At 39.1% G+C, this 23,916-nt stretch carries 19 protein-coding genes; 4 read left to right on the forward strand and 15 right to left on the reverse strand.

Annotation, left to right across the window (positions count from 1 at the left end; genetic code table 11):
- Positions 1 to 381: 381 nt before the first annotated feature.
- From smpB to MHB44_RS18115, 3 genes are all read right to left on the reverse strand, one after another.
- A complete protein-coding gene (gene smpB / locus MHB44_RS18105; RefSeq protein WP_341300296.1) occupies positions 382 to 849 on the reverse strand; it encodes an SsrA-binding protein SmpB in 468 nt (155 codons plus the stop codon).
- 61 nt (positions 850 to 910) lie between these two features.
- On the reverse strand, positions 911 to 3,349 hold the full coding sequence (gene rnr, locus MHB44_RS18110; protein ID WP_053995076.1) for a ribonuclease R: 2,439 nt from the start codon (positions 3,347 to 3,349) through the stop codon (positions 911 to 913).
- 33 nt (positions 3,350 to 3,382) lie between these two features.
- On the reverse strand, positions 3,383 to 4,129 hold the full coding sequence (locus MHB44_RS18115) for a carboxylesterase (RefSeq protein ID WP_341300297.1): 747 nt from the start codon (positions 4,127 to 4,129) through the stop codon (positions 3,383 to 3,385).
- A gap of 619 nt (positions 4,130 to 4,748) precedes the next feature.
- Between MHB44_RS18115 and MHB44_RS18120 the strand changes: the two genes are divergently transcribed.
- Complete coding sequence (locus tag MHB44_RS18120) at positions 4,749 to 5,987, forward strand: IS110 family transposase (protein ID WP_341299398.1); 1,239 nt, start codon at positions 4,749 to 4,751, stop codon at positions 5,985 to 5,987.
- Positions 5,988 to 6,319: 332 nt separating this feature from the next.
- Here the strand turns inward: MHB44_RS18120 and secG are convergent, their stop codons facing one another.
- Entirely contained in the window at positions 6,320 to 6,547 is a 228-nt protein-coding gene (gene secG, locus MHB44_RS18125; protein WP_053995078.1) for a preprotein translocase subunit SecG, read from the reverse strand.
- Between the two features lie 208 nt (positions 6,548 to 6,755).
- Here secG and MHB44_RS18130 point away from each other — a divergent pair, with 208 nt between their 5' ends.
- Both MHB44_RS18130 and MHB44_RS18135 read left to right on the forward strand, forming a co-directional pair.
- Entirely contained in the window at positions 6,756 to 8,006 is a 1,251-nt protein-coding gene (locus MHB44_RS18130; RefSeq protein WP_341300298.1) for a transglutaminase domain-containing protein, read from the forward strand.
- Positions 8,007 to 8,153: 147 nt separating this feature from the next.
- The gene (locus MHB44_RS18135; protein ID WP_341300299.1) at positions 8,154 to 9,836 is read left to right on the forward strand and encodes an alkaline phosphatase; all 1,683 of its coding nucleotides are present in this window, start codon (positions 8,154 to 8,156) and stop codon (positions 9,834 to 9,836) included.
- 214 nt (positions 9,837 to 10,050) lie between these two features.
- Here the strand turns inward: MHB44_RS18135 and MHB44_RS18140 are convergent, their stop codons facing one another.
- The 10 genes from MHB44_RS18140 to MHB44_RS18185 form a co-directional block, all read right to left on the reverse strand.
- Positions 10,051 to 10,872 (reverse strand): methyl-accepting chemotaxis protein, encoded by an 822-nt coding sequence (locus MHB44_RS18140; protein WP_341300300.1) that lies wholly within the window; start codon positions 10,870 to 10,872, stop codon positions 10,051 to 10,053.
- A gap of 115 nt (positions 10,873 to 10,987) precedes the next feature.
- On the reverse strand, positions 10,988 to 12,280 hold the full coding sequence (eno, locus tag MHB44_RS18145; RefSeq protein ID WP_341300301.1) for a phosphopyruvate hydratase: 1,293 nt from the start codon (positions 12,278 to 12,280) through the stop codon (positions 10,988 to 10,990).
- 2 nt (positions 12,281 to 12,282) lie between these two features.
- Positions 12,283 to 13,824: a 2,3-bisphosphoglycerate-independent phosphoglycerate mutase gene (gene gpmI, locus MHB44_RS18150; RefSeq protein WP_341300302.1), complete on the reverse strand. Its 1,542-nt coding sequence runs from the start codon at positions 13,822 to 13,824 to the stop codon at positions 12,283 to 12,285.
- On the reverse strand, positions 13,817 to 14,578 hold the full coding sequence (gene tpiA, locus MHB44_RS18155) for a triose-phosphate isomerase (RefSeq protein WP_341300303.1): 762 nt from the start codon (positions 14,576 to 14,578) through the stop codon (positions 13,817 to 13,819). The genes gpmI and tpiA overlap by 8 nt, the downstream gene beginning before the upstream one ends.
- A 28-nt stretch (positions 14,579 to 14,606) precedes the next feature.
- A complete protein-coding gene (locus MHB44_RS18160) occupies positions 14,607 to 15,791 on the reverse strand; it encodes a phosphoglycerate kinase (protein ID WP_341300304.1) in 1,185 nt (394 codons plus the stop codon).
- Positions 15,792 to 16,080: 289 nt separating this feature from the next.
- A complete protein-coding gene (gap, locus tag MHB44_RS18165; RefSeq protein ID WP_341300305.1) occupies positions 16,081 to 17,097 on the reverse strand; it encodes a type I glyceraldehyde-3-phosphate dehydrogenase in 1,017 nt (338 codons plus the stop codon).
- A 119-nt stretch (positions 17,098 to 17,216) separates the two neighbouring features.
- Positions 17,217 to 18,269: a sugar-binding domain-containing protein gene (locus tag MHB44_RS18170; RefSeq protein ID WP_053995088.1), complete on the reverse strand. Its 1,053-nt coding sequence runs from the start codon at positions 18,267 to 18,269 to the stop codon at positions 17,217 to 17,219.
- Between the two features lie 173 nt (positions 18,270 to 18,442).
- Positions 18,443 to 18,565: a hypothetical protein gene (locus tag MHB44_RS18175; RefSeq protein WP_268766627.1), complete on the reverse strand. Its 123-nt coding sequence runs from the start codon at positions 18,563 to 18,565 to the stop codon at positions 18,443 to 18,445.
- Positions 18,566 to 18,796: 231 nt separating this feature from the next.
- Positions 18,797 to 19,033 carry a glutaredoxin family protein gene (locus tag MHB44_RS18180; RefSeq protein ID WP_341300306.1) on the reverse strand — a complete coding sequence of 79 codons (237 nt, stop codon included), beginning with the start codon at positions 19,031 to 19,033 and terminating at the stop codon, positions 18,797 to 18,799.
- Positions 19,034 to 19,076: 43 nt separating this feature from the next.
- Positions 19,077 to 19,994, reverse strand: a complete 918-nt coding sequence (locus MHB44_RS18185; protein ID WP_341300307.1) for a DMT family transporter — start codon at positions 19,992 to 19,994, stop codon at positions 19,077 to 19,079.
- Between the two features lie 124 nt (positions 19,995 to 20,118).
- Here MHB44_RS18185 and MHB44_RS18190 point away from each other — a divergent pair, with 124 nt between their 5' ends.
- Complete coding sequence (locus tag MHB44_RS18190) at positions 20,119 to 21,492, forward strand: PLP-dependent aminotransferase family protein (protein WP_341300308.1); 1,374 nt, start codon at positions 20,119 to 20,121, stop codon at positions 21,490 to 21,492.
- Between the two features lie 48 nt (positions 21,493 to 21,540).
- Here MHB44_RS18190 and MHB44_RS18195 read toward each other — a convergent pair whose 3' ends face one another.
- A complete protein-coding gene (locus MHB44_RS18195; protein ID WP_341300309.1) occupies positions 21,541 to 23,814 on the reverse strand; it encodes a S9 family peptidase in 2,274 nt (757 codons plus the stop codon).
- Positions 23,815 to 23,916: the final 102 nt, after the last annotated feature.

Here is a 23,916-nt window from a genome sequence, read left to right on the forward strand (position 1 = left end):
AAATCTGGCAATCAGTAATACATATTATAAAACAAAACGGATGATAGTTCAAGTTTCCTGCCAACATAGAAAAAATTGGCTTGAATATTATAAACTATCCATCAGTTTGTTTTTTCTATTCTTCACTTTTGCTGCTCTATCCGCCATTCTTCAATTTCTATTCATCATTTTCTCCATTCTATCCACTCCCCTTGTTCTGCTTCTCTGTACTCAAAGCAAAGAACCCACTACCCAAAAACGGCAGCTTCCTATATCATCAATTAGTTTACCTATCCCTCGCTTTCACTATTCTATCCTCCCAGCCCAGCACATGCCTTCATCCGCTTCCCACCAAAAGCAAAAAGCTCACCGTGATCCAGCAGTGAGCTTTCTTTCAATCTATTAATATTGATTTTTTGCTTTGAAGGCACGTTCCATTTCACGTTTTGCTTCTTTTTTACGCATATCGTCGCGTTTATCGTAGTCTTTTTTTCCTTTGCCAACGCCAATTAATAGCTTGGCGTAGCCGTCCTTGATGTACATTTTTAATGGGACGATTGTGTAGCCGTCACGTTTTACGGCGCCGACTAGCTCGCCGATTTGCTTCTTGTGGAGCAGAAGCTTGCGCGCACGTAGTGGATCGTGATTGAAGCGATTGCCTTGATCGAATGGGCTAACGTGCATATTGCTGATCCATGCTTCGCCATTACGGATGCGGACAAAGGAGTCTTTGAGTTGGACTTTGCCTGCACGGATAGACTTGATTTCTGTGCCTGTTAGTACCATGCCTGCTTCAATTGTCTCTTCGATGAAGTAGTCATGGCCTGCTTTTTTGTTTTGTGCTAATACTTTACCAGTACCTTTTGCCATATCTTTCACCCTCTACTTAAAAGGTCGAAAGCACCCGCTGATGGGCTGCTTTCGCTTATGCTTATTTACGTTTTGTTTTTTTCTTTTTGCCTTTTTTTGCAATGCCCTCATAGAACTTTTGCTTTTGTTTTACGCGTTTTTTAGGACCTGGGCTTGAGTCATCTTTGCGACGTCCACGTGGGTCGCGATCATTTTCACCGCGCTTAGAGCCACGACTACCTCTGTCTTCCTCTTGACGACTGCCTCTACGTCCGCCTCTTTCCTCATCGCTGCGTGTGCTTCTACGACTGCGGCCACCTTTGTTATCGCTGTAATTTTTACGTGCATGAATAACAGTAGGTGTTGCTTTGCGTGTTCGTCCATATGAAGTTACCATTCCCACGATTTCAAAGTCAATGGATGACTCCTCAATAATGACATTAGCCACGCGAACTTTCACTTCATCACCAATACGGAATTGACGATTCGTGCGCTCTCCGATCATAATCATTTGACGATCATCAAAACGGTAGTAATCATCTGTCATATTGCTAATATGGACAAGTCCTTCGATTGTGTTTGGTAGCTCCACGAAAATACCAAAGTTTGTAATGGATGAAACAATTCCTTCGAATTCTTCGCCAATTTTGTCCGACATATATTGTGCTTTTTTCAGTGCGTCTGTATCACGTTCAGCATCCACAGCACGACGTTCACGCTCGGATGTGTGGTCAGCAATTTCATCCATCGCCATACTCCACTGTGCAATTGTTTCTCTCGACGTATCCTTGTTGATTAAATACGTGCGAATTAAACGATGGACAATTAAGTCTGGATAACGACGAATTGGTGATGTGAAGTGTGTATAGAAATCCGTTGATAAACCAAAGTGACCAAGGCTTTCTGGATAATATTTTGCCTGTTGCATTGAGCGTAGTAGCATTGTTGAAATAACAGGCTCCTCTGGCATACCTTCAATCGCCTTTAATACATCCTGTAATGCCTTAGGATGAATGGTATTGCCTGTACCTTTAATTAAAATACCGAAATTCGTGACAAATTCAAAGAAGCGTTGTAGCTTTTCAGGCTTTGGATCTTCGTGAATACGATAGATGAACGGTACATTCATCCAGTGGAAGTGCTCTGCCACGGTTTCATTGGCAGCGAGCATAAAGTCTTCAATTAGCTTCTCAGCTACTGTACGTTCACGTAATTCAATATCTACTGGCCAGCCCTCTTCATTGACAATGACTTTGGATTCTTTAAAATCAAAATCAATTGCCCCTCGCATTTCACGTTTATGACGTAAAATATTGGACAGCTCTTTCATATTGTTAAACATAGGAACAAGTGACTCATAGCGTTCAAGTAATGCCTCATCCTGCTCCTCTAAAATTTTATAAACATCCTTATAGGTCATGCGCTCAGTCGTTTTAATGACACTTTGGAAAATTTCATGGGCAACCACATTTCCATTCGCATCAATAATCATTTCACAGGATAGTGTTAAACGATCAACCTGTGGATTTAATGAGCAAATACCATTCGATAAACGATGTGGAATCATTGGAATGACACGGTCTGTTAAATAAACACTTGTAGCACGGTCATAAGCTTCAATGTCAATGACAGAGCCCTGCGTTACATAATAACTAACATCTGCAATATGTACGCCAAGCTTATAAGTACCATCTCCATTTTTCGTTACGGTTACCGCATCATCCAAGTCCTTTGCATCTGCACCATCAATCGTTACAATTGTTTCATGTCGTAAATCACGGCGACCCACTAAATCGGCCTCGGTAATTTCATCTGGCACGCGTTGGGCAGCAGCAATGACCTCGTCTGGAAATTCAGGTGGAATGTCATGCTTATATAAGATTGATAAAATATCTACCCCAGGGTCATTTTTATGCCCTAAAATTTTTGTAATATAGCCTGTTGCCGATTTTAAATCCTCCGGCCATGTTGCGATCTCCACAACAACTTTGTGTCCGTCGACTGCGCCCAATGTATCACCCTTTGCAATAAAGATATCCATTGGTAGCTTTTTATCGTCTAAGACAACAAAGCCAAAGCCACGATTTGCCTGGAATGTACCGACAAAGCTTGTTTGACCACGCTCGACGACTTTCGTCACGGTTCCTTCTCGGCGATCACCAAATGATTCCTTTAGGACACGAATTAAAACTGTATCACCATTAATGGCACCATTTGTTTCATGTGGTGGAATAAATACATCATCCATGCCCTCGATATCGGGTGTGACAAAGCCAAAGCCCTTCGCATGACCAATAAATTTACCTCTTAGTAAATTCATACGCTCTGGTAGACCATAGCGATTGGAGCGAGAACGTACAACTAAGCCCTGCCCTTCCATGCGGACAAGCGTTTTTACAAGCTCCTTAAATTCCTCAGCGTCCTCAAACCCAAACTCTTCCTCGATTTCACCAACGGTTAATGGTTGGTAATCCTCTTGACTCAAAAAGTCGAGTATTCGACTTTGTAATGTATCTTTCATATATTTCCCTCCTTCATTTAAAAATCCTCTATATTATTGTGCCCAATTTAGGCTTTCTAAAAAGTGATAAATATCTTCATGTAATTGATCTTTTTCTTGATCTAATGTAATAACATGCTTGGAGTTTTCATACCACTTGATATGCTTTTCCAGTGACTCAGTTTGATTATATATAATATTTGCAGATTCTGGATCTATCACCTCATCATTTGTTGCTTGTACAACAAAAATAGGCGCATAAATCATATCAATTTCTTGACGTGTACGTGCAATAAATTCACGTAGCTCCTGCAATGATGGCATACCTTGTTCCATGATTAGCAAAATTTCTTCATCAATTTGCGAATCCAACTTACCTTGGAATTTTTTATAGTCCTTGGCATATTTTAAAACGCCCTCGAACATTATGTCTGTTGTCCGCATTGTCATAGGAGCGCACATTGTGACAATCCCCTTTATTGGATGAGTCAATGCCACATTTAATGCCATCACACCGCCTAATGACAAACCAGCAACGGCAATTTCCTCATAGCCAGCATCCCGTAACTGTTGGTAGGCAGCTACAACATCCTGCCACCAATCTGCTGGTCCTGTTGTGATCAGTTCTTCGGGTTCCACACCGTGACCTTTATAGTGAGGTGCTAATGTAGTATACCCTTTTTTCTCTAAAAATCTACCAAGCATACGCACGTCTGCAGAACTACCTGTAAAGCCATGTAATAATAAAACGGCACGTGGCCCTGATTGAAAGAAAAATGGCTGTGATAGTGATTTTTTCATTGCAAATACTCCTCGTATATTAGTAGTAAGAGCTCTTTCCGATAGAATTTCCAGTTGATCCGGACAACTGGGGGATCTGTTGGATTTCCTATAGGAAGTGGTCGCCGATTGGCTCCCTCACTCTTGTTTTATGTTTTACCTGTTTGACCCCTGTTTGACCGAGGGAGCCAAAAGGAAATCATCATTTTATTGTTAAATACTATTTTAAGTATTGCCTACAGGTGCTTACCTGTTTATTTGTCATCCCTTTTTTAACCCAATTTTATAGCACAAGGGCGAAGGATGGAGGAGGCTCCATTTCAGTACTTCGTCCTTTTTTAGTCATCCAAAATAGTTCACGCAGCCCTGTGTCCATGCGACAATGGAACAGACAAGGTATTCACAGGAAATAGCTTTCACTCCTTGCAGACACACTTGTGTACTGCTTCATAAGCCTGCTACCCATCGTTCATTATGGAAGGTCTAACCACTGGCTGCGACGTAAGATTCAGAAGAGAGTGTAGCGCTCATAAATGGTCTTCTACTTGCGATTGCTGATAACGAGGCAGACATCGATGATTCGACTGGGCACCCAGGTCTGCGTGTATCTTGATTAATTCCCCCTTAGGAGGTGATTGGCATGTCACATATGCTAGTCGGTATTGACGTGAGTTTGCGCTCCCATCATGTTCATTTCATGCATGGAGAGGGTCACACACTCGCTGATTTTTCTGTTCGAAATGATGTAGAAGGTGCGGACACTTTGATTCAAAAAATTATACGAACAGCGGAAAAAAATCAAACAGATCAATTAAAAATCGGGATGGAGGCCACGGATCAATATAGTTGGCACCTTGCCCATTACTTAAAAGCACAATGTAAAAAAGTCTTACCCCATCTTCAAACAGCGATTTATATGCTCAACGCGCGTAAAGTAGCTCGCTTTAAAAAGGGCTACGATACATTACCGAAGAACGACAAAGTAGACGCCTGGGTTATTGCGGATCATCTACGCTTTGGACGATTGCCACATGAAATGCAAGAAACCTTAATTTACGATGCCCTGCGTCGTTTAACACGTACGCGCTTCCATTTAGTTCATGAAATTGCGCGTAATAAAACATACATGTTAAATCAACTGTACTTAAAATTTAGCGGCTTACGCCAAGATAATCCGTTCTCTGATACATTCGGTGCGACAAGCATCGCCGTCATTGAAGAACTGGACCCTAGTATCATCGCTGAAATGCCTTTGGAGGAGCTGGTCGAGTTCCTACAAGAAAAAGGTAAAAACCGTTTTGCGGAGCCTGAGGAGATGGCGAAATATCTCAAGCAGCTCGCTCGTAATTCGTACCGTTTAGATAAAATAATGGCCGATCCGGTTAATCTTTCTTTATCCGTGATTTTAAGCACTATTCAACACATGGAAACCCAAGTAAAGCGGTTAGATAAGGAAATCGAACGCATGATGAAAGGTATTCCACAAACATTAACTTCGGTAAAAGGCATCGGTCCCGTGTACGCAGCGGGTTTAATCGCAGAGATTGGGGATATTCATCGTTTTGATGATCACCACGCTTTAGCGAAATACGCAGGTTTCGTATGGACACAGTATCAGTCAGGCGAGTATGAAGCCGAGGATACCAGCCGTATGCGAACCGGCAATAAGTATTTACGCTATTATCTTGTGCAAGCATCAGACGCCATACGAAAACATGACGCCGAATATAAAGCCTTTTATCAAAAGAAATACCAAGAAGTAACGAAACATCAACACAAACGCGCGCTCGTCTTAACCGCTAGAAAACTTGTACGACTCGTGCATTCGCTACTACGCACGAAACAGTTGTACATCCCCAAAGAAGAAAGGAGAGAATAACGAATCTTTTCTCACTTTTCTTTAGTTAATTTATAACTTCCGTTTTTTAACTATTTTTAGTTAAAAAGCGTGTGGTTTATTTAAGTGCGCCTAAAATCAAGCATTCAGCGGCTATAGAGCTTAAGAATTTCCAATTTTACTGTTTTTAATGGTTGACATTTCACCACTGGGCTTTATTCTCAAACATTCAACCTCTCTCTAGTATAACCATTTTAACCATACTTGAGCAAATGGCACTTGGCTTTTCCTTTATAACAGAGAGAAAATTTTCCATTTGCGAATGATAAAAGAAAACGCCCAACCGATTTGGTTAGGCGATCTATTTTCAACTATTAGATTTTTGTAATAGCGATTGCTAAAATAAAGAATATGATAGCTAACACAATTGTTGCACGATGAAGGACTAAGTCCATACCACGTGCCTTTTGTTTTCCAAATAGTTGCTCAGCTCCACCCGAGATGGCACCTGATAAGCCTGCACTTTTACTTGATTGAAGTAAGACAACAACAATCAATGCTAATGATATGATTACTAATGAAACTAACAATACTGTATGCATACACTGCACCTCCCGAACTTTGAAACATCACAACAGACTATATTATAACAAAAAAAAATTGGCATGACAAACATAGCCTGAGGATTAGGAGAAAATTTCCTACTTTACACACGACTATTTGTCGATTTCTGCTACTAATTGTGGATATAAACCATTCTATAATTGGATTATAATAGAAATACTGATATTTATTTGGGGGATTTAAGCGATGAATAAAAAAATAATTGCTGTGCTTTTCCTATGCTGTATGGTTACGTCTCTGACAGGATGCTCAAAAGCACTCAATATACTCCTTGAGGAAGAAGATACTACCACAGCAACATTTACGGCTGATATAGAAAATGAGGAGATAAAAAGGCCTGAGAGCAAAGCATTATCTACCACTTTTTCACCCTCCGAGTTATTTTCCACCACATTATTTAAAGACGACCCAGCCTTACTACAGTTTACGAAGAAGGTAGAAAAGCAGGTGGCAAAATTTGAGCAACACTTTGAAGTTCCTTATACAGGAAAACTTAGCTTTGACGATTTTGAAGTACAGCTCAATGACTTAAATAGTCTACTTACCTTTGTCAATCCTTATACGGCTGGCTATTTCCTTAACTATGAATGGACAGCTTGGGAAACCAATGATGGCTATTTAGTAGAGCTGTCCATTGATTATTTAACAGATGCTAAGAAGGAGCAACAAGTGGACCAATATGTGGAAGCTTTTGCTGAGCAGCATATAGCGACTGGCATGGCTGATTTTGATCGCGTTAAAGTCATTAATGATTATATTGTTCGGCTAGCTACCTATACAGAAGAAGGATCGACAGAGGGACAAACGGCTTTTGAATTAATAAATGAACAAACAGCGGTATGTCAGGCTTATGCATTGCTTGCTTATCGTCTATTACTAGCGGCTGATCTCAAAGCGAAATATATTTATGGCTATAGTGAGGATCAGCTACATGCTTGGAATTTAGTGAGTGTTGATGGCAATTGGTATCATCTCGATACAACTTGGAATGATGTCGCCCCTGAAGAGCCCTATACCATTTCCTATGAATATTTTTTAGTGAATGATGAAAAACTCAGCCAAGATCATCTATGGGCGACTGAAAATTATTTTGCAGCTACTAGCAATGACTATGATTTTATGCATGATATTTGGTATGCAGATACAATTGAGGATGTTATCTATTACAATAGTATTGAAGATAGTATGATTTATAGTTACGATCTTATAAAAAAGCAGCGTACACAAATTTCCGAAACAGCCTGTTATTATTTAGCTGCTACTAATAATGCGATTTATTGTAGTGATTATGATAATGCAGGTTATTTAACAAAAATTAATGTTGAAGATGGCTCAGAGGAAATATTATACGAAGATGAGGTACTTAACTTATACATTCATGAGGGTATTTTATATTATGAAACACTAGACGGTTTAGAGCATCAGCAAAAGTTATAATATATCCAGAGAATCTGCGTGATTTCCTCCCAGATTCTATACCCCTTTTTATTTACAATATTACCATCCTTTATTAACAATGGTTTAACGGTAGCTTCACAATCCTCCTTTACACTTACAGATGAATTCACTTTAAGGAGGAAAATCATGAACTACACAAAAAAATGGACTTCATTGTTTTTAGCAAGTGCAGTAACTTTATCTGCAGTTAGTATCCCACAACAAGAGGTGCAAGCTGCTGAAGGGGAAAAGCCAACAAATGTTATTATGCTTGTAATGGATGGCAGCAGTAATAATGCTGTAACCCTTTCTCGTTGGTATAAAGGCGAAGACTTAGCAATGGACGAAATTTTATCAGGTGCTGTGCGTACATACTCAGCAGAATCAGCAATTACAGACTCTGCGCCTGCCGCTACAGCATTAGCAACTGGTCATAAATCAAATGATAAATATATAGGTGTATTACCATCTGTAGTGAATTCACCTGGATTGACGCAAATTGCACAAGAGGATGCTTTTAGACCTGTTGCAAATGTTTTAGAGGGAGCAAAGCAGCAAGGAAAAGCAACAGGCTTAATTGCTACCTCTGAAATTCAACATGCAACACCAGCAGGTTTTTCAGCACATGCTACAAATAGAAGTCAATATGACGATATTGCTGAGCAACAAGTTTATCAAAATATCGATGTTGTTTTAGGTGGTGGCTTAGATTCATTAATACCTGGTGAGCTAAGTGATGAAACATCTGCCTTCAAATTAGGCTCAGTGAAAAATGCTCGTAAAGATGGCGAAAATTTGCTAAATGTTTTACAACAAAAGAACTATCATTTTGTCCAAACACGCGATGAATTATTAAATACAAACGCCTCTAAAATTTGGGGTAGCTTTGCACCAAGTGATCTTGCTTACGACTTTGACCGTACAACCACAAGGCCTTCCGAGCCCACATTAGCTGAAATGACAAATAAAGCAATTAATACACTGAAAAAGGATGAAGATGGCTTCTTCCTATTTGTTGAAGGCAGTAAGGTAGACTGGGCGGCACATGCCAACGATACGATTGGTATGATTAGTGATATTTTATCGTTTGATGATGCTGTCAAGGAGGCAGTTGATTTTGCGAAGGAAGATGGCAACACCCTTGTTATTGCTGTAACAGACCATGGCAATAGCGGCATTACAATGGGGAATGCTAACACCACAAGCACTTACTCGAGCATCCCAGTTTCTTCCTATATTGATCCATTGAAAAAGGCATCTATGACGATTGAAGGTGCACTAAGCCAATTAAAAGAGGATCGTTCTAATTTAGTAGAAGTTGCAACACTTTATGGATTAGATGCATTAATGGAGGACGAGCTAGCTACATTGCAATCCGCTGAAAACCTAGGCAATGCAATGGTTAAAATGCTTGCAAATCGTGCTAATATTGGCTTTACAACAGGTGGACATACAGGTGATGATGTGTTCTTATATTCATTCGGACCTACTAAAGTAACAGGACTGGTAGAGAATACGGATTTAGCCCATGCTATGGCGCAATTTATGGGCTTTGACTTAAATACATTAACAAATGATTTATATGTACCGGCAACAAAGGCTTTAACAGAAAAAGGCTTTATAACAAAAATTGATTTAGCTGATAAGGAAAATCCAGTATTTGTGGCACAAAAAGCAGATATTACAGTCAAAATTCCTGTTAACAAAAATACAATGAGCTATGAGCAAGCTTCTACAAATACAGCAAAAACGCAGATATTTGACACTATCAATGTCTATAATGGCACTGAATTTTATGTATCAAAAAAACTTTTACAAGCAATTAACTAAAACTATAGGCGTATCTGAAAATCGCATTTCAGATACGCCTTTTTTGATCACTTGTCCCTTACTTTTGAGCGGAGTTCTTCCTTTTTTGATCACTTACTGTTCGTTTTGAGCGAAATATCTCTTTTTTGATCACTTACTCCTCGTTTTTGAGCGAAGTTTCTCTTTTTTGATCATTTGAATCCTTACCTTTGACCGAAGCCCACCTTTTTTTGATCTAGCGCAATATTCCTTTCATATAAAGCTCCACTTGTCCACTTATTTCACTTAATGTTTCGATGGCCTCGCTAAATTGTTGAACAAGCTCAGCCTGCTCATTGGAGGCTGATTCAATTTGCTCCATGCTTTCCATAAGTGCATGCACATTACTTGTAATGGTTTTAAGAGAGGCTTCGATTTGCTCAGTCGCTGTGGCTGTTTCATTTGAAAGCTTACGAACTTCCTGTGCGACAATATTAAATCCTGCACCATATTGCCCCGCACGTGCTGCTTCTATTGAGGCATTTAAGCCAAGTAAATTCGTTTGTCTCGAAATGGATTTAATAAAATCTGTAATCTCATTAGAGCGTGAAGAGTTTTCCAAGGCATGGCGAGATTTTTCAGTAATGGTTTCGCTTGTTGCGGATAATTCTTCTGAATGTGCTGCGATGGTATGTACTTTTAATTGCAGCCCTCGAATCGTAGTTTGGAGGTTGTCCATAAAGTTTTCTACTTTTTCCTGCGCATCGTTTGGAAAGAGCAAGCTTAAGACAGCAACAACTTTACCTTTTTCACGAATAGGATAAAGCTCTGTATGCATTGGAACACCAAAATACTCTTTTGGAATATCCCGTTTTAAAATTTCACCTTTCGTAACACTGCGAAAATCAGGTGTATCCTCAATAATCGTGCCGACCTGTAAATTCGTTTTCACTTTTGTTCCCTCTAACACAAAGAGAACCTTTCTTTCCTCCGCGCTATTGATGGTTAACGCTATTTCTTTGTTAAAAATCTCATGAAAAATCGGTAAAGTTTCCTTTAATGATTGAATAATGTCCATAGCCAATCTCCTTCCACTTTTTCTTCATTATACGCGAATAAATAAAGGGGACGTTACTATTTTCCAAATAAAAAATTGCCCCAAAGGCTTTGAGGCAATTTTCATCAATTATTTATTATCGAAGGTTATAGAACGATTGTAAACCAAGGTATTCTGCTGTTACACCAAGCTGATCTTCAATGCGAAGAAGTTGGTTGTATTTAGCTACGCGGTCTGTACGTGATGGCGCACCTGTTTTAATTTGTCCAGCATTTGTTGCAACTGCAATATCAGCAATTGTTGCATCCTCTGATTCACCAGAGCGGTGAGAGATAACTGCTGTATAGCCAGCACGTTTCGCCATTTCAATTGCTTCAAATGTTTCTGTTAATGTACCGATTTGGTTTACTTTGATTAGGATAGAGTTTCCTACACCTTGCTCAATACCTGCTGCTAATTTTTTTGTATTTGTTACAAATAGATCGTCCCCTACTAATTGTACATGGCTACCGATACGCTCTGTTAGTAGTTTGTGTCCAACCCAGTCGTTTTCATCTAAGCCGTCCTCAATTGAAATGATTGGGTATTTATTTGTTAACTCTTCGTACCAATCAACCATTTCTTCAGAAGTTTTCACAACACCTTCACCATCTAAGTGGTATTTGCCATCTTCTTTATTGAAAAGTTCAGAGGATGCTACGTCCATTGCAAGTTTAACTTCTTCACCTGGTTTGTAGCCCGTTTTTTCAATCGCTTCTAGGATGACTGTAATCGCTTCTTCGTTAGAGCCAAGGTTTGGTGCGAAACCACCTTCATCACCAACTGCTGTATTATAGCCTTTTTCTTTTAAAACAGCTTTTAAGTTATGGAAAATTTCAGCACCGATGCGTAATGCATGACGGAAAGATTCAGCTCCAACAGGCATAACCATGAATTCTTGAATGTCTACATTGTTATCTGCATGAGCCCCACCATTTAAAATGTTCATCATTGGTACTGGTAATTGCTTAGAGTTAAACCCACCAAGATATTGATAAAGAGGTACATCTAAATAATCTGCTGCAGCATGTGCAACTGCCATGGATACACCTAGAATTGCGTTAGCACCTAGCTTGCCTTTATTTTCTGTGCCATCTAGCTCGATTAAAGCTTTATCAATGACAACCTGATCAAGGACTGAATAGTTACCTTCTAATTCTTGTGCAATCGTTGTGTTGACATTTTCAACTGCTTTTAATACACCTTTGCCTAGGTAACGAGATTTGTCACCATCGCGTAATTCTACTGCCTCGTATTCACCTGTTGATGCACCTGATGGTACGATGGCACGGCCAAAAGCACCTGATTCTGTAAATACCTCAACCTCTACTGTTGGATTCCCACGTGAGTCTAAAACTTCGCGCGCATAAACTTGTGTAATAAATGGCATAATTAATTCTCCTCTTTTTCAATTAATGATTGTCCTGTCATTTCAATAGGCTGTGACACCTGTAATAATTCTAACATGGTTGGCGCCAAATCGGCTAAAATACCACCATTTCTTAACATAGTATTTGCTTTTGTCACAATTACTGGCACAGGATTTGTTGTATGAGCTGTCATTGGCTCCCCTGCTAAAGTTAACACTTCATCAGAGTTGCCATGGTCAGCTGTAATAATAGCTGCGCCACCCTTTGCAAGGAGTGCATCTACTACTTTCCCTAAGCATTCATCTACCGCTTCAATGGCTTTAATTGTTGGCTCGAGCATTCCACTATGACCAACCATATCAGGGTTGGCAAAGTTAAGAATAATGCCATCAAATTTTTCAGCCGCAATTTCTGCAAGTAAGGCTTCTGTCACCTCATAGGCAGACATTTCAGGTTTTAAATCGTATGTCGCCACCTTTGGAGAAGCAATTAAAATACGCTCTTCACCTGGGAATTTATCCTCACGTCCACCACTCATAAAAAATGTAACATGTGGATATTTTTCGGTTTCCGCAATGCGCAACTGTGTTTTCCCATTTGTCGCTAATACTTCACCAATTGTATTTTTTAAGTTGTCATTTTCATAAGCAACCTGTGCATTGACTTCATCACTATAATGTGTGAAGGATACAAATTTTAAATTCTTTGGATGGTTAGCAGATAACACAAAGCCATCAAATTGTGGATTTGTAAACACTGTTGATAGCTGTATTGCACGGTCAGGACGGAAATTAAAGAAAATGACCGCATCATTATCACCAACTGTTGCTACTGGCTCACCATGCTCTTCAATGCTAAATGGGATGACAAATTCATCAGTTACTTCACGCTCATAGGATTCGGCTACACCACTTTTTGCACTGTCTGCTGTTTGTCCAACACCATCAACCAGTACATTATATGTGAGTGCTACACGATCCCAACGCTTATCACGATCCATTGCATAATAACGCCCATGAATAGACGCAAATTGACCAACGCCAATGTCAGCCATTTGTTTTTCGGTTTCCTCTATATAGCCGATAGCTGTTGTTGGTCCAACATCTCTGCCATCTAAGAAGCCATGTACAAAAACATCCTCTACACCCTGTTGCTTAGCAAGCCTTAACAGTGCAAACATATGCTCATAATGACTATGAACACCGCCATCTGATAGCAGCCCCATAATATGCAGCTTCGATTGATGTGCCTTGGCATGTGCTATAGCATCTAAAAATGCTTGGTTTGTAAAGAAGTCACCCTCTCGAATCGATTTATTTAAGCGTGTTAAGCTTTGATAAACAATACGTCCAGCACCGATATTTAAGTGTCCTACCTCTGAATTACCCATTTGTCCTTCAGGTAGTCCAACTGCCTCACCGGCAGCCGTTAATGTTGTATGTGGAAACTCATTCCAATATCGATCAAAATTTGGCTTATGTGCCTGTGCTACTGCATTCCCAAATATTTCATCTCGAAATGCAAAACCATCTAAAATAATTAATGCTACTGGCTTTTTAGGCATTTGCTGCCGCCTCCAATAATGTTAAATAAGATTCTGTCTGTAAGCTTGCTCCACCAACTAAAGCACCATCAATATGCTCTTTCGATAAAAGCTCCTGAATGTTATCAGGCTTCACACTACCGCCATATTGAATGCGCACAGCATTCGCAGTTTCAGCATTATATAGCTCCTCGATTACTGCTCGAATCGCTCCACATACTTGGTTTGCATCGTCTGCCGTAGCAGTTTTACCAGTACCAATCGCCCAAATCGGTTCATATGCAATGACCATATGCTCTACTTGCTGTGCTTCAAACCCAGCAAGTGCTGCTTTAATTTGACCAGCAACTTTTTGCTCTGTTGTGCCAGCTTCACGTTCCTCTAGCGTTTCACCACAGCAAATAATTGGTACAATATTATGTGCAAGTGCTGCTGCTACCTTTTTATTAATCGCTTCATCTGTTTCATTGTAGTATTCGCGACGTTCTGAGTGTCCTAAAATGACATAGTCAACCTCTACACTTGCTAGCTGGGCTGGGCTAATTTCACCAGTAAAGGCACCTTCATTTTCATAGTGCATTGTTTGTGCACCGATTGCTAGCTCTGACTCACTAGCAACTTGCACAAGTGTAGGTAGGTAAAGAGCTGGTGCGCAAACAACAGCATCTACTTTATCATTCGAAGGAAGCTTATCCTGTACTGCATCTACAAATTGAATAGCTTCTTCAAATGTTTTAAACATTTTCCAGTTACCTGCAATAATTGGTTTACGCATTGTTTTGCCTCCGAATTTTTTATTTGGCTTATTTATCGTTTAGTGCAATAATCCCTGGAAGCTCTTTACCTTCCATTAATTCTAGGGAAGCCCCGCCACCTGTAGAAATATGATCCATTTGATCGGCTACTGCAAATTTTTCAACAGCAGCGGCTGAATCGCCACCCCCAATTACTGTGTAGCCTGCTGTTGCTGCCATTGCATCAGCAACTGTTTTTGTGCCGTTTGCAAACTTATCTATTTCAAAGACACCCATTGGTCCATTCCAAATAATTAGCTTAGAGTTTTGAATAACATCTGCAAAGTGAGCAGCAGTTTTAGGTCCAATATCAAGTCCCATCCAATCAGCTGGAATAGCGTCTATATCGACAACTTGCGTTTCGGCATCTTGTGAAAATTCATTTGCTACAACCGCATCGATTGGCATATGTAGTTGTACGCCTTTTGCTTGTGCTTTATCAATAAAGGATTTTGCTAACTCAATTTTATCTTCCTCTAACAAAGATTTACCAATATCATAACCTTGTGCCTTGATGAATGTATACGATAAGCCACCACCAATAATTAAGTGATCTACTTTTTCTAAGAGGTTCTCAATAACACCGATTTTATCCTTTACTTTGGCTCCTCCAATAATTGCTGTAAATGGACGCTCAGGGTTTGACAATGCTTTTCCAAGTACATCTAACTCCTTTTGCATAAGGAAGCCTGAGACTGCTGGAATATGCTTAGCAATTCCTTCAGTAGAAGCATGTGCACGGTGAGCTGCACCGAAAGCATCGTTGACATAGATATCAGCTAGTTGTGCAAATTGCTGTGCTAATGCTGGATCATTTTTTTCCTCACCTGCATGGAAGCGCACGTTTTCAAGTAACACAATGTCACCATTTTGCATATTGGCAATCGCTTGCTCTACCTCTTGTCCAATTGATTCATCCAGCTTTGTCACAGGCTTACCGATTAACTCAGCTAAGCGGATACCAACGGCTGTTAAGCGCATATCCTCTTTTACTTCACCCTTTGGACGACCTAAGTGTGAGGCTAAAATCACTTTAGCACCTTGCTCTACTAAATACTCAATTGTAGGGATTGCTGCACGAATACGTGTTTCATCCGTAATAGTGCCGTCTGCCATCGGTACATTAAAATCTACACGCACAAAAACGCGTTGACCTTTTACATCAATATCTGTCATTGTCTTCTTATTTAACATGAAGAAACTCCCTTCAAAGCTTGTTAGTGTTTTATCAAGGTATTTTTTGGTACATTGTCAAAAAGTAACGTCAATCTCCAGCTTTTGATCATGAACCCTTATACTTGCTTTTATAGTAGCAAAAGTTACGATTGATGTCTTGTAATTACTAAAAAGGGAGTAAGGGTAAATTCCCTTACTCCCTTTACCCTTGTATATTATATCGATTAGATATTATAAAGGCTATACTTTTTGTACATAAAAGTAGTATTATGTCACACTTATTGCGAAAAGTGTTGAAATGTGATGCTTATTTATTGTTTAAGCCTTGATCTGCAATGTATAAAGCTAAGTCCATTAAGCGAGTAGAGTAACCAATTTCATTATCATACCAAGCAAGAACTTTTACCATTTTATTTTCTAACACCATTGTAGAAAGACCATCTACAGTTGATGAGTGATGGTTACCATTGTAATCAATTGATACTAATGGTAGCTCATTGTAACCAAGAATACCTTTAAGTTCATTTTCAGAAGCTTCTTTTAAGGCTGCGTTAATGGATTCTTTTGTTACTTCTTCTTTTAGCTCTACCACTAAGTCTACACATGAAACGTTAGGTGTTGGGACACGCATAGAGAAGCCGTCTAACTTCCCTTTTAATTGTGGTAATACCTTTGAGACAGCTACAGCTGCACCTGTTGTTGTTGGAATCATAGATACCGCTCCAGCACGCGCACGACGTGGATCTGAGTGTGGGAAGTCTAGGATTCGTTGGTCATTTGTATAAGAGTGAATTGTTGTCATCATACCGCGCTCAATGCCAAATTTTTCATCTAATATTTTTGCTACTGGTGCAAGACAGTTTGTTGTACAAGAAGCATTTGAAATTACATTATCCGTTGCTGGGTTGTAGTCTGTATGGTTTACACCCATTACAAATGTTGGCATCGCGCCTTTCGCTGGTGCAGAAAGAATTGCTTTTTTCGCGCCTGCCTCTACATGTTTGCCTACCTCTTCCATTGAGCGGAAGCGGCCAGTACATTCAAGCACTACATCTACATCTAGTTCGCCCCAAGGCAATTGTGCTGGGTCTTTTTCAGCGTATACTTTTACGCGTTTGCCATTTACTACGAAAGAATCTTCATCTGCATTGACTTCAGCATCATAGATACCGTGTACTGAATCATATTTCAATAAATGTGCAAGTTGACCAGCATCCGTTAAATCGTTGACAGCTACTACTTCAATTTCATTATGCTCCATTGCCTCACGAAATACTAAACGTCCAATACGTCCAAATCCATTAATCGCTAATTTTAATGCCATTGTTAATTCCTCCAATAATGTGTAGTATATGTCTCAAGTAAGAGAGACATCAAAGTTAATTTATGCTCATTCAAAAAATGCTATGGCACTTCTGAAAATGAGTGACTGGTTTTATCTGGTTATTCAAAATAACTATTTTCACTAGCTGGTAAACGAGCAGCAATAGCTTTTGCAGCCGCTTCATCTGTGATAAATATTGTTTGCTTTGGTGCTACCTTAAAATAAGAAAGCATGGCATTGACTTTTTGTCTTCCTGCTGCTACTGCAATCACTTGTTGACTGTTTTTCACCTGTTCAAGCTGAATGCCAATCGTACGTATCCGATGTACCATCTCTCCCTCAGTATTAAAGTAATAACCAAACGCTTCACTGACAGCGCCCTTCTCCTCTAAAATTCGTAAATCCTCAGGAGAAGAATTACGGCGAATCGCCATTTCCTCTGCAGAGCCAATTCCATGAATGACACAATCTGCATGATCATAAAACGTCATCATTTCTGTTACCATCGGCTCTGTTAACAATGCTTGATAAGCCTGCTCACTTAAATACTCAGGTAAAAATAATGTACGGTACTGCGCCTCCATCTGCATGGCAAATGTTGCAACAAGTGTGTTTGCTTGCATTTGCATATCATGTCCAATGCCCCCGCGTGCAGCAACAAATGTGATATCTTTTGTTGTTTCTAATGGGTGAAGAAATTGCGCAAGAGATGCTACTGATTTCCCGCCTGTGACGGCTACTACCTGTCCTTCAAAAGCTGTTGACATAAATTGTAACGCCGCTTCTTTGCCAAGCAAGGACAATATCGTATCGTCCTCGTTGTAATCACCTGGCACAACAACTACACGTTGTATACCAAAATGCGTTTCGAGCTGTTTCGCTAGCTGGGTTAGACCCGACCATTCATAAACAAGTGCTCTTAATTTTTCAATTACTACTTCACCATCATCTGTACATACCATACCCGATTTTTGTGAATCTAATAACCCTTGTTCACGTAAAATATCCGTTTCTTTACGTATTTCTCGCTCCGTCATTTTTAAGGTGTCTGCGAGAGTACGACGTCCGATAGGCTGCATAAGTTGAACGGTTTGTAAAATTCGATATCTCAATTGCAGAAGCGGATACATTTCAGGAAGTAGCCTTTGCTGTGCCTCAGGAACAGTTAACATATTTATCTACTCCCTTTTTTATCATAATGGGATATTTTTAGTCCCACTATTTTAAATTATGTCCCACTTACACTTTAATTATAATATGCTTTATTTGAAAGAGCAAGTAGATTCAAAATTATTGTAAAAAAAAAGCCTTGCAGCGTTGAAAACACTACGAGGCTTTGATTTGCTTATTTTGTAAAGGATAAAATTGCGTTTTTCTTAAATCCTTCTAACGCTTTTGTTGCTTCACCTTTATTTGTAAATTCAAAAATACGAACATCCTTCTTCTCAAATACTGTAATAACCCACATTGTAAAATCTCCCTTCAACATTGTTTTTGTAGTATAACAACTTCCAAAATCTATAATAATTTTCACCGACTGTTTTATAACAACTTCTTGCTTGATTCTTATTCTACGCCGATTTTTTGGAAAAGGAAGCCCAATGTGAAGGTCTTCACAAACTGTTCAAATTCAAAACGCTTTCATTGAACAATTTGTGAATTGTGTGAATGACAGCGAATAATAGCCCTCCTAGATGGACTATGCCTCACTTAAATACTCCATCAATGTGGCATAATCCAGCTTACCGTACTGAATGACTTGATCGCCCAGCTCAACTACAGGGATCATCAGCATATATTTTTCATGGATACGATCATCTAATTCAATATCAATGACCTCAATGTCGAATGGTATATCCTCCTGTACAAGCTTTAGTGTATGTAAGCCCTCGACACATAATGGACAATTCGCCCGACTAAAAAACTTTACCAGCATTGCTAGCACCTCCTTCTTTTATTATAAAGGAAGAGCCATGTCCTTACTTATTCAGAGCTTTTGATGGTACAGCCGTAGTCTGTGTTTTTGTAACGGCCGTATTTTTGCCAATAATCACCGATGTCACCACAATAATGGCTACAGCCACCGTAAACCAAGTAATGGATTCGCCTAAAAATAGTGTGGCAAAAAGTATCATTAAAAATGGCTGTAAATATTGAATTTGACTTATTCTTGCAATGCCCCCTAATGCCATACCACTATACCATGCTACATAGGCTAAAAATTGACTAACAGCAGCTAAATATAACAAGCTTATCCATGCTGTTATAGGAGCATGAATCATCTCAGTTGAGAATTGTAAGAAAACTGGAATAACAAAGAATGGTGCAGCGATTAGAATAGCCCAGGCAATCACTTGCCAGCTCCCTAATTCCTTCGCTAGTTGACCACCCTCTGCATAGCTAAGGCCTAATATGAACACTGCCACTAATAATGCTAAATCAGCTAAATGTAATTGTCCTAGTCCAAGATAAACCGCATAAACAATAACTGCTATCGCACCTGTAACACTAGAAAGCCAAAACTTCATGGAAGGTCGCTCTCCTGCTCGCATGATGGCAAAGCCTACTGTTGCTAGAGGTAAAAGCGCTAATTCTATAGCACCATGGGAAACCGGTAAGCTAACCATCGCCCAAGAAGTCAATAAAGGAAACCCTAATACTGCCCCAAACGATACAAGTAATAAGCTTTTAAATTGACGAGCAGTAGGTAATTTTTCTTTTCTAACAAGTAATACAATCGCTACAATTATTGCTGCCAGCACGACTCTTCCTAAGCCTACAATGGTTGCGCCAAAATAGGGTACAGCTACACTCGTTGCTGGCAATGTTAAACTAAAGCAAATAACCCCTAGTAATCCTAACAGTAACCCTACTTTTTCTTTTTTTTGTTCCTGCATTGTTCCCAACCTCCTATTTTCCATACCATCTGTCCCTGGTATACTCAATAGTAAAAGGAGCTATATCGAAAATAAATAGAATTTTCTATCAACTGTCCTGGTACAGTTAAAGGAGAGAGCCTTATTGCAGAGCAAATATTTAGAAATTATTCAGGATATTAAGACACAACTTGCGAAGGGCATATTGGCTACAGGTAGCAAGCTACCATCCGTGAGACAATTAGCTCAGCAATTTTCATGCAGTAAAAATACAGTGATCCGAGCCTATCATGAGCTAGAAAAAGAGCATCTTATTTTTTCTATCCCCAAAAGTGGCTATTACGTCGTCAATAAAGCTACACAGCCTAGCACACAGCCACATATCATTGATTTTTTGTCTGCTGGACCAGATAAACGCATTATGCCGTATATAGAATTTCAGCATTGTATAAACCAAGCCGTTGATATCTATAAAGAAGAATTATTTAGTTATAATGATCAGCAGGGGTTTTATTCTCTTCGTGTACAATTAGTAAAGTATTTGCAAGGCTTGCAGGTCTTTACTAATCCAGAGCGACTCTTTATTGTGTCAGGCTCTCAGCAAGCACTGCATTTATTAGCATCAATGCCCTTCCCAAACGGCAAACACAATATATTAGTTGAGCAACCTACCTATTTTGGCTTTATCGAGTCTGTCCGTCTTCAGCAAGCTACTACGTTTGGCATTGATCTAACAATGGAGGGCATTGATTTAGAGCAGCTAGAATATATTTTTCGCAACAATGCTATAAAATTTTTCTATATTGTACCGAGATTTCATAATCCGCTTGGCCATAGCTATACAAATGATGAGAAAAAACGCATTGTAGAGCTTGCTGAAAAGTATGATGTTTATATTGTGGAGGATGATTTTTTAGGGGATTTAGATCCAAACACAAAATCCGATCCATTATTTGCTTATAATCCTTCTGGCAGAGTGATTTATATTAAAAGCTTTTCAAAGGTATTTTTACCTGGCTTACGAGTAGGCGTAGTTGTACTTCCAGCTTTAATGATTAATGATTTTTCCCGCTATAAGTTTAGTGCTGATTTCAATAGCTCTGTGCTTTCACAGGGGGCGTTAGATATTTATTTAAAAAGTGGTATGTTTAACAGCCATATTAAAGCGATAAAAGAGCTATATAGTAGAAAAATGAACACTCTACAGATAGCCTGTGAAGCATTGCTACCTAACCATACTTTTTTTACGAGGCCGACTTCTGGATTTTATCTTTCTATCCTGCTGCCAGCGCATATAAGTGCTAAGCAACTTGTTCATTTATTACACGAAAAAAATATATGGATGGATGATGCTGCCAGAATGTTTTTGCCAGCCTATCAACAGGATCATCTGATTCGTTTAAGTATCTCCCAGGTTGATGAACATCTTATTGAAGAAGGGATTAAAGAATTAGTCTACTGTCTTTCATTATTGGAACGCCATAAAAGTAGCTATAAAAATGTCCAGCATCTATTATAAAAGGCATTGCGTGTAGGTCTACTACACAGCAATGCCTTTTTGTTTAGATTATTTTAAATGTGTATCAAGGAATTTTATCATAGCATTATAAAATTCAATTCTGTTTTCTTCATTTGCGAAGCCATGTCCTTCATTATCCTTTAACATATACTCTACATCTACACCTCTAGCGCGTAAGGCTTCCACAATTTGATCGGATTCTGCTTTATTAACACGTGGATCATTCGCACCTTGAGCAACAAATAATGGCGTTTTAATTTGATCTGCATGGAAGACAGGTGAGGCAGCTGTTAATAATTCTTTATCTTTCTCTGGATGACCTACTCGCTCATAAAACATATTACGCATTGTTTCCCAATATGGCGGAATCGTATCAAGTAATGTAAAGATGTTCGATACACCTACGTAATCCACTGCTGCTGCATATAAATCTGGCGTATACGTAATCCCAGCTAATGTCGCATAGCCACCAAATGATGCACCATAAATACCAATACGCTCAGGGTCTGCAATGCCTTGATCAATCGCCCATTGCACACCATCTGTAATATCATCTTGAATTTTTAGACCCCATTGCTTATTACCAGCCTGTAGGAATTCCTTGCCATAACCAGTAGAAGAACGGAAATTTACTTGTAATACAGCATAGCCACGGTTTGCTAAGAGCTGCACTTCTGGATTAAAGCCCCACATATCACGAGCCCATGGTCCACCATGTGGATTGACAATAAGCGGTAGATTTTTTGCCTCTTTGTTTTTCGGCAATGTTAAATAACCATTGATTGTTAAACCATCTCGACTCTTATAAGAAATTGGATGCATCTCAGCTAGTTCTTCAGGATTTAGCCAAGGACTTAATGCTGCTAGCTCTGTTAGTTCATCTGTTGTTGAGTCATAGTAATAATACTTTCCATAGACTGTGTCACTTGAAATGCTAACAATAAATTTTGTCATCTCTTTATTGTAATCATTAATGCCTAATTCACTCTCATGAACACCAAGCTTGTCTTGAATTTTACGGAAGAGCTGTTCAAAGTCTTCGTCAAAAAATTGATAATGCGGTTTATCAGTAATATATGCACCATATAATATCTTGTCTTGCTCAGCACTATATAACACGCCTGCAACATCGACTTCTTCATTGGACATAATCACTTCTTCATTACCTTCTAAATCATACTTCACCACTTCTACTTTATCTCTACCTTTGTTCGATGTAGCATAAATATATTGATTATCTTTTGAGAAAGCTAAGGGCCTCACGTCATCGCCTGCTTCGATTTCAATAAATGGTTTAAATTCGTCCTGCTCAGAATCGCGGTAAAGAACAGTTCCTTCTACACCGTCAGAAGCTACAGCAATGCGCACTTCTCCATTGCGATCGGCTAACCAGTCTGCAATATTTCCTGGGTTTTTAGCAACATGCGTTGTTTCGCCCGTCTTAACATTTAGCTTATACACATCAAAAACGGTTGCATCCTCTTTATTCATCATAATCAGAATTTCATCTTTAACACCTTGAAGACCACTTAATATCCCTACTGTTACATTTGGATAAGGTGTTAAATCTTGTTCCTTAGCACCATTAAATGTTGTTGAATAAATATGATAGTTTTCATCGCCCCCATTATCCTTTAAATAAAGTAATGTATCGTCCTTCCAAAAGAATCCTGCAATATCACGGTCTGTTGAGTTGGAAACACGAACTGGCTCACTATCATCACTCATCTTTTTCACGAATACATTGAAGCGATTTTCCCATGCAGAGGAAAACGTAATATAATTGCCATCAGGTGAAAGCTCATAGCCAAAATTCCCAGGGTTTTTCATAAAATCTTCTACAGAGATTTCTGAAACGCCTTCGTTATTTGTAGCATTTTTAATATTTTTAGCATTGCTTAAAATTTTATTTGCATCCTGTTTTGAAATAAATTCATTATTAATGGAGACACCATTCCATAAGCCAAGCTTATTTGCTTTTTCCCAATAGGCTGCAAGTGATGCTTCTTGCTCTTCTTTATTTAAAGCTCTTACTAAAATACGGGCTGCTTCATCCCGGCTAATGGCTACAGCTAAATCTGTAAGCTCCTCAGCCTTTACCCAGTTATCTATAATTTGCTGACGCATTGAATCTGATCCATGTTGGAATGTTAAAGTTGTTACGGCTAAATTTAAAAATTCCTGTGCTGATAACCGTTCCTCTTGTGCAATAACTACACCATGTGCCTCATTAGTAGCTTGTACCTCTTGTATGGTTGCAGGAAGGACAGCAGATGTTGTTAAAATAATCGCCAATGATGTTGATAAAAATCTTTTTTTCAAAATGATTCCTCCTTGTATCAGTTTGCGTTATATCGAATTTCGATATATATAAATTATAACAACTCTCAAACTATTGTCAATAATTGATAGTATTCTATGACA

Origin of the sequence: Lysinibacillus sp. FSL H8-0500 (assembly GCF_038051955.1) — a bacterium.
GTDB classification, from domain to species: Bacteria; Bacillota; Bacilli; order Bacillales_A; family Planococcaceae; genus Lysinibacillus; species Lysinibacillus macroides.

What these genes read in the sequence shown, in the direction of transcription:
- MHB44_RS18135 (WP_341300299.1), top strand. Translation starts at nt 8,154, where the DNA reads ATGAACTACACAAAAAAATGGACTTCATTGTTTTTAGCAAGTGCAGTA.
- eno (WP_341300301.1), bottom strand. Translation starts at nt 12,280, where the DNA reads ATGCCATTTATTACACAAGTTTATGCGCGCGAAGTTTTAGACTCACGT.
- MHB44_RS18185 (WP_341300307.1), bottom strand. Translation starts at nt 19,994, where the DNA reads ATGCAGGAACAAAAAAAAGAAAAAGTAGGGTTACTGTTAGGATTACTA.
- MHB44_RS18140 (WP_341300300.1), bottom strand. Translation starts at nt 10,872, where the DNA reads ATGGACATTATTCAATCATTAAAGGAAACTTTACCGATTTTTCATGAG.
- MHB44_RS18175 (WP_268766627.1), bottom strand. Translation starts at nt 18,565, where the DNA reads ATGTGGGTTATTACAGTATTTGAGAAGAAGGATGTTCGTATTTTTGAA.
- MHB44_RS18180 (WP_341300306.1), bottom strand. Translation starts at nt 19,033, where the DNA reads ATGCTGGTAAAGTTTTTTAGTCGGGCGAATTGTCCATTATGTGTCGAG.
- MHB44_RS18130 (WP_341300298.1), top strand. Translation starts at nt 6,756, where the DNA reads ATGAATAAAAAAATAATTGCTGTGCTTTTCCTATGCTGTATGGTTACG.
- smpB (WP_341300296.1), bottom strand. Translation starts at nt 849, where the DNA reads ATGGCAAAAGGTACTGGTAAAGTATTAGCACAAAACAAAAAAGCAGGC.
- MHB44_RS18170 (WP_053995088.1), bottom strand. Translation starts at nt 18,269, where the DNA reads ATGTTAACTGTTCCTGAGGCACAGCAAAGGCTACTTCCTGAAATGTAT.
- gpmI (WP_341300302.1), bottom strand. Translation starts at nt 13,824, where the DNA reads ATGCCTAAAAAGCCAGTAGCATTAATTATTTTAGATGGTTTTGCATTT.
- rnr (WP_053995076.1), bottom strand. Translation starts at nt 3,349, where the DNA reads ATGAAAGATACATTACAAAGTCGAATACTCGACTTTTTGAGTCAAGAG.
- MHB44_RS18115 (WP_341300297.1), bottom strand. Translation starts at nt 4,129, where the DNA reads ATGAAAAAATCACTATCACAGCCATTTTTCTTTCAATCAGGGCCACGT.
- gap (WP_341300305.1), bottom strand. Translation starts at nt 17,097, where the DNA reads ATGGCATTAAAATTAGCGATTAATGGATTTGGACGTATTGGACGTTTA.
- MHB44_RS18160 (WP_341300304.1), bottom strand. Translation starts at nt 15,791, where the DNA reads ATGTTAAATAAGAAGACAATGACAGATATTGATGTAAAAGGTCAACGC.
- MHB44_RS18120 (WP_341299398.1), top strand. Translation starts at nt 4,749, where the DNA reads ATGTCACATATGCTAGTCGGTATTGACGTGAGTTTGCGCTCCCATCAT.
- tpiA (WP_341300303.1), bottom strand. Translation starts at nt 14,578, where the DNA reads ATGCGTAAACCAATTATTGCAGGTAACTGGAAAATGTTTAAAACATTT.
- secG (WP_053995078.1), bottom strand. Translation starts at nt 6,547, where the DNA reads ATGCATACAGTATTGTTAGTTTCATTAGTAATCATATCATTAGCATTG.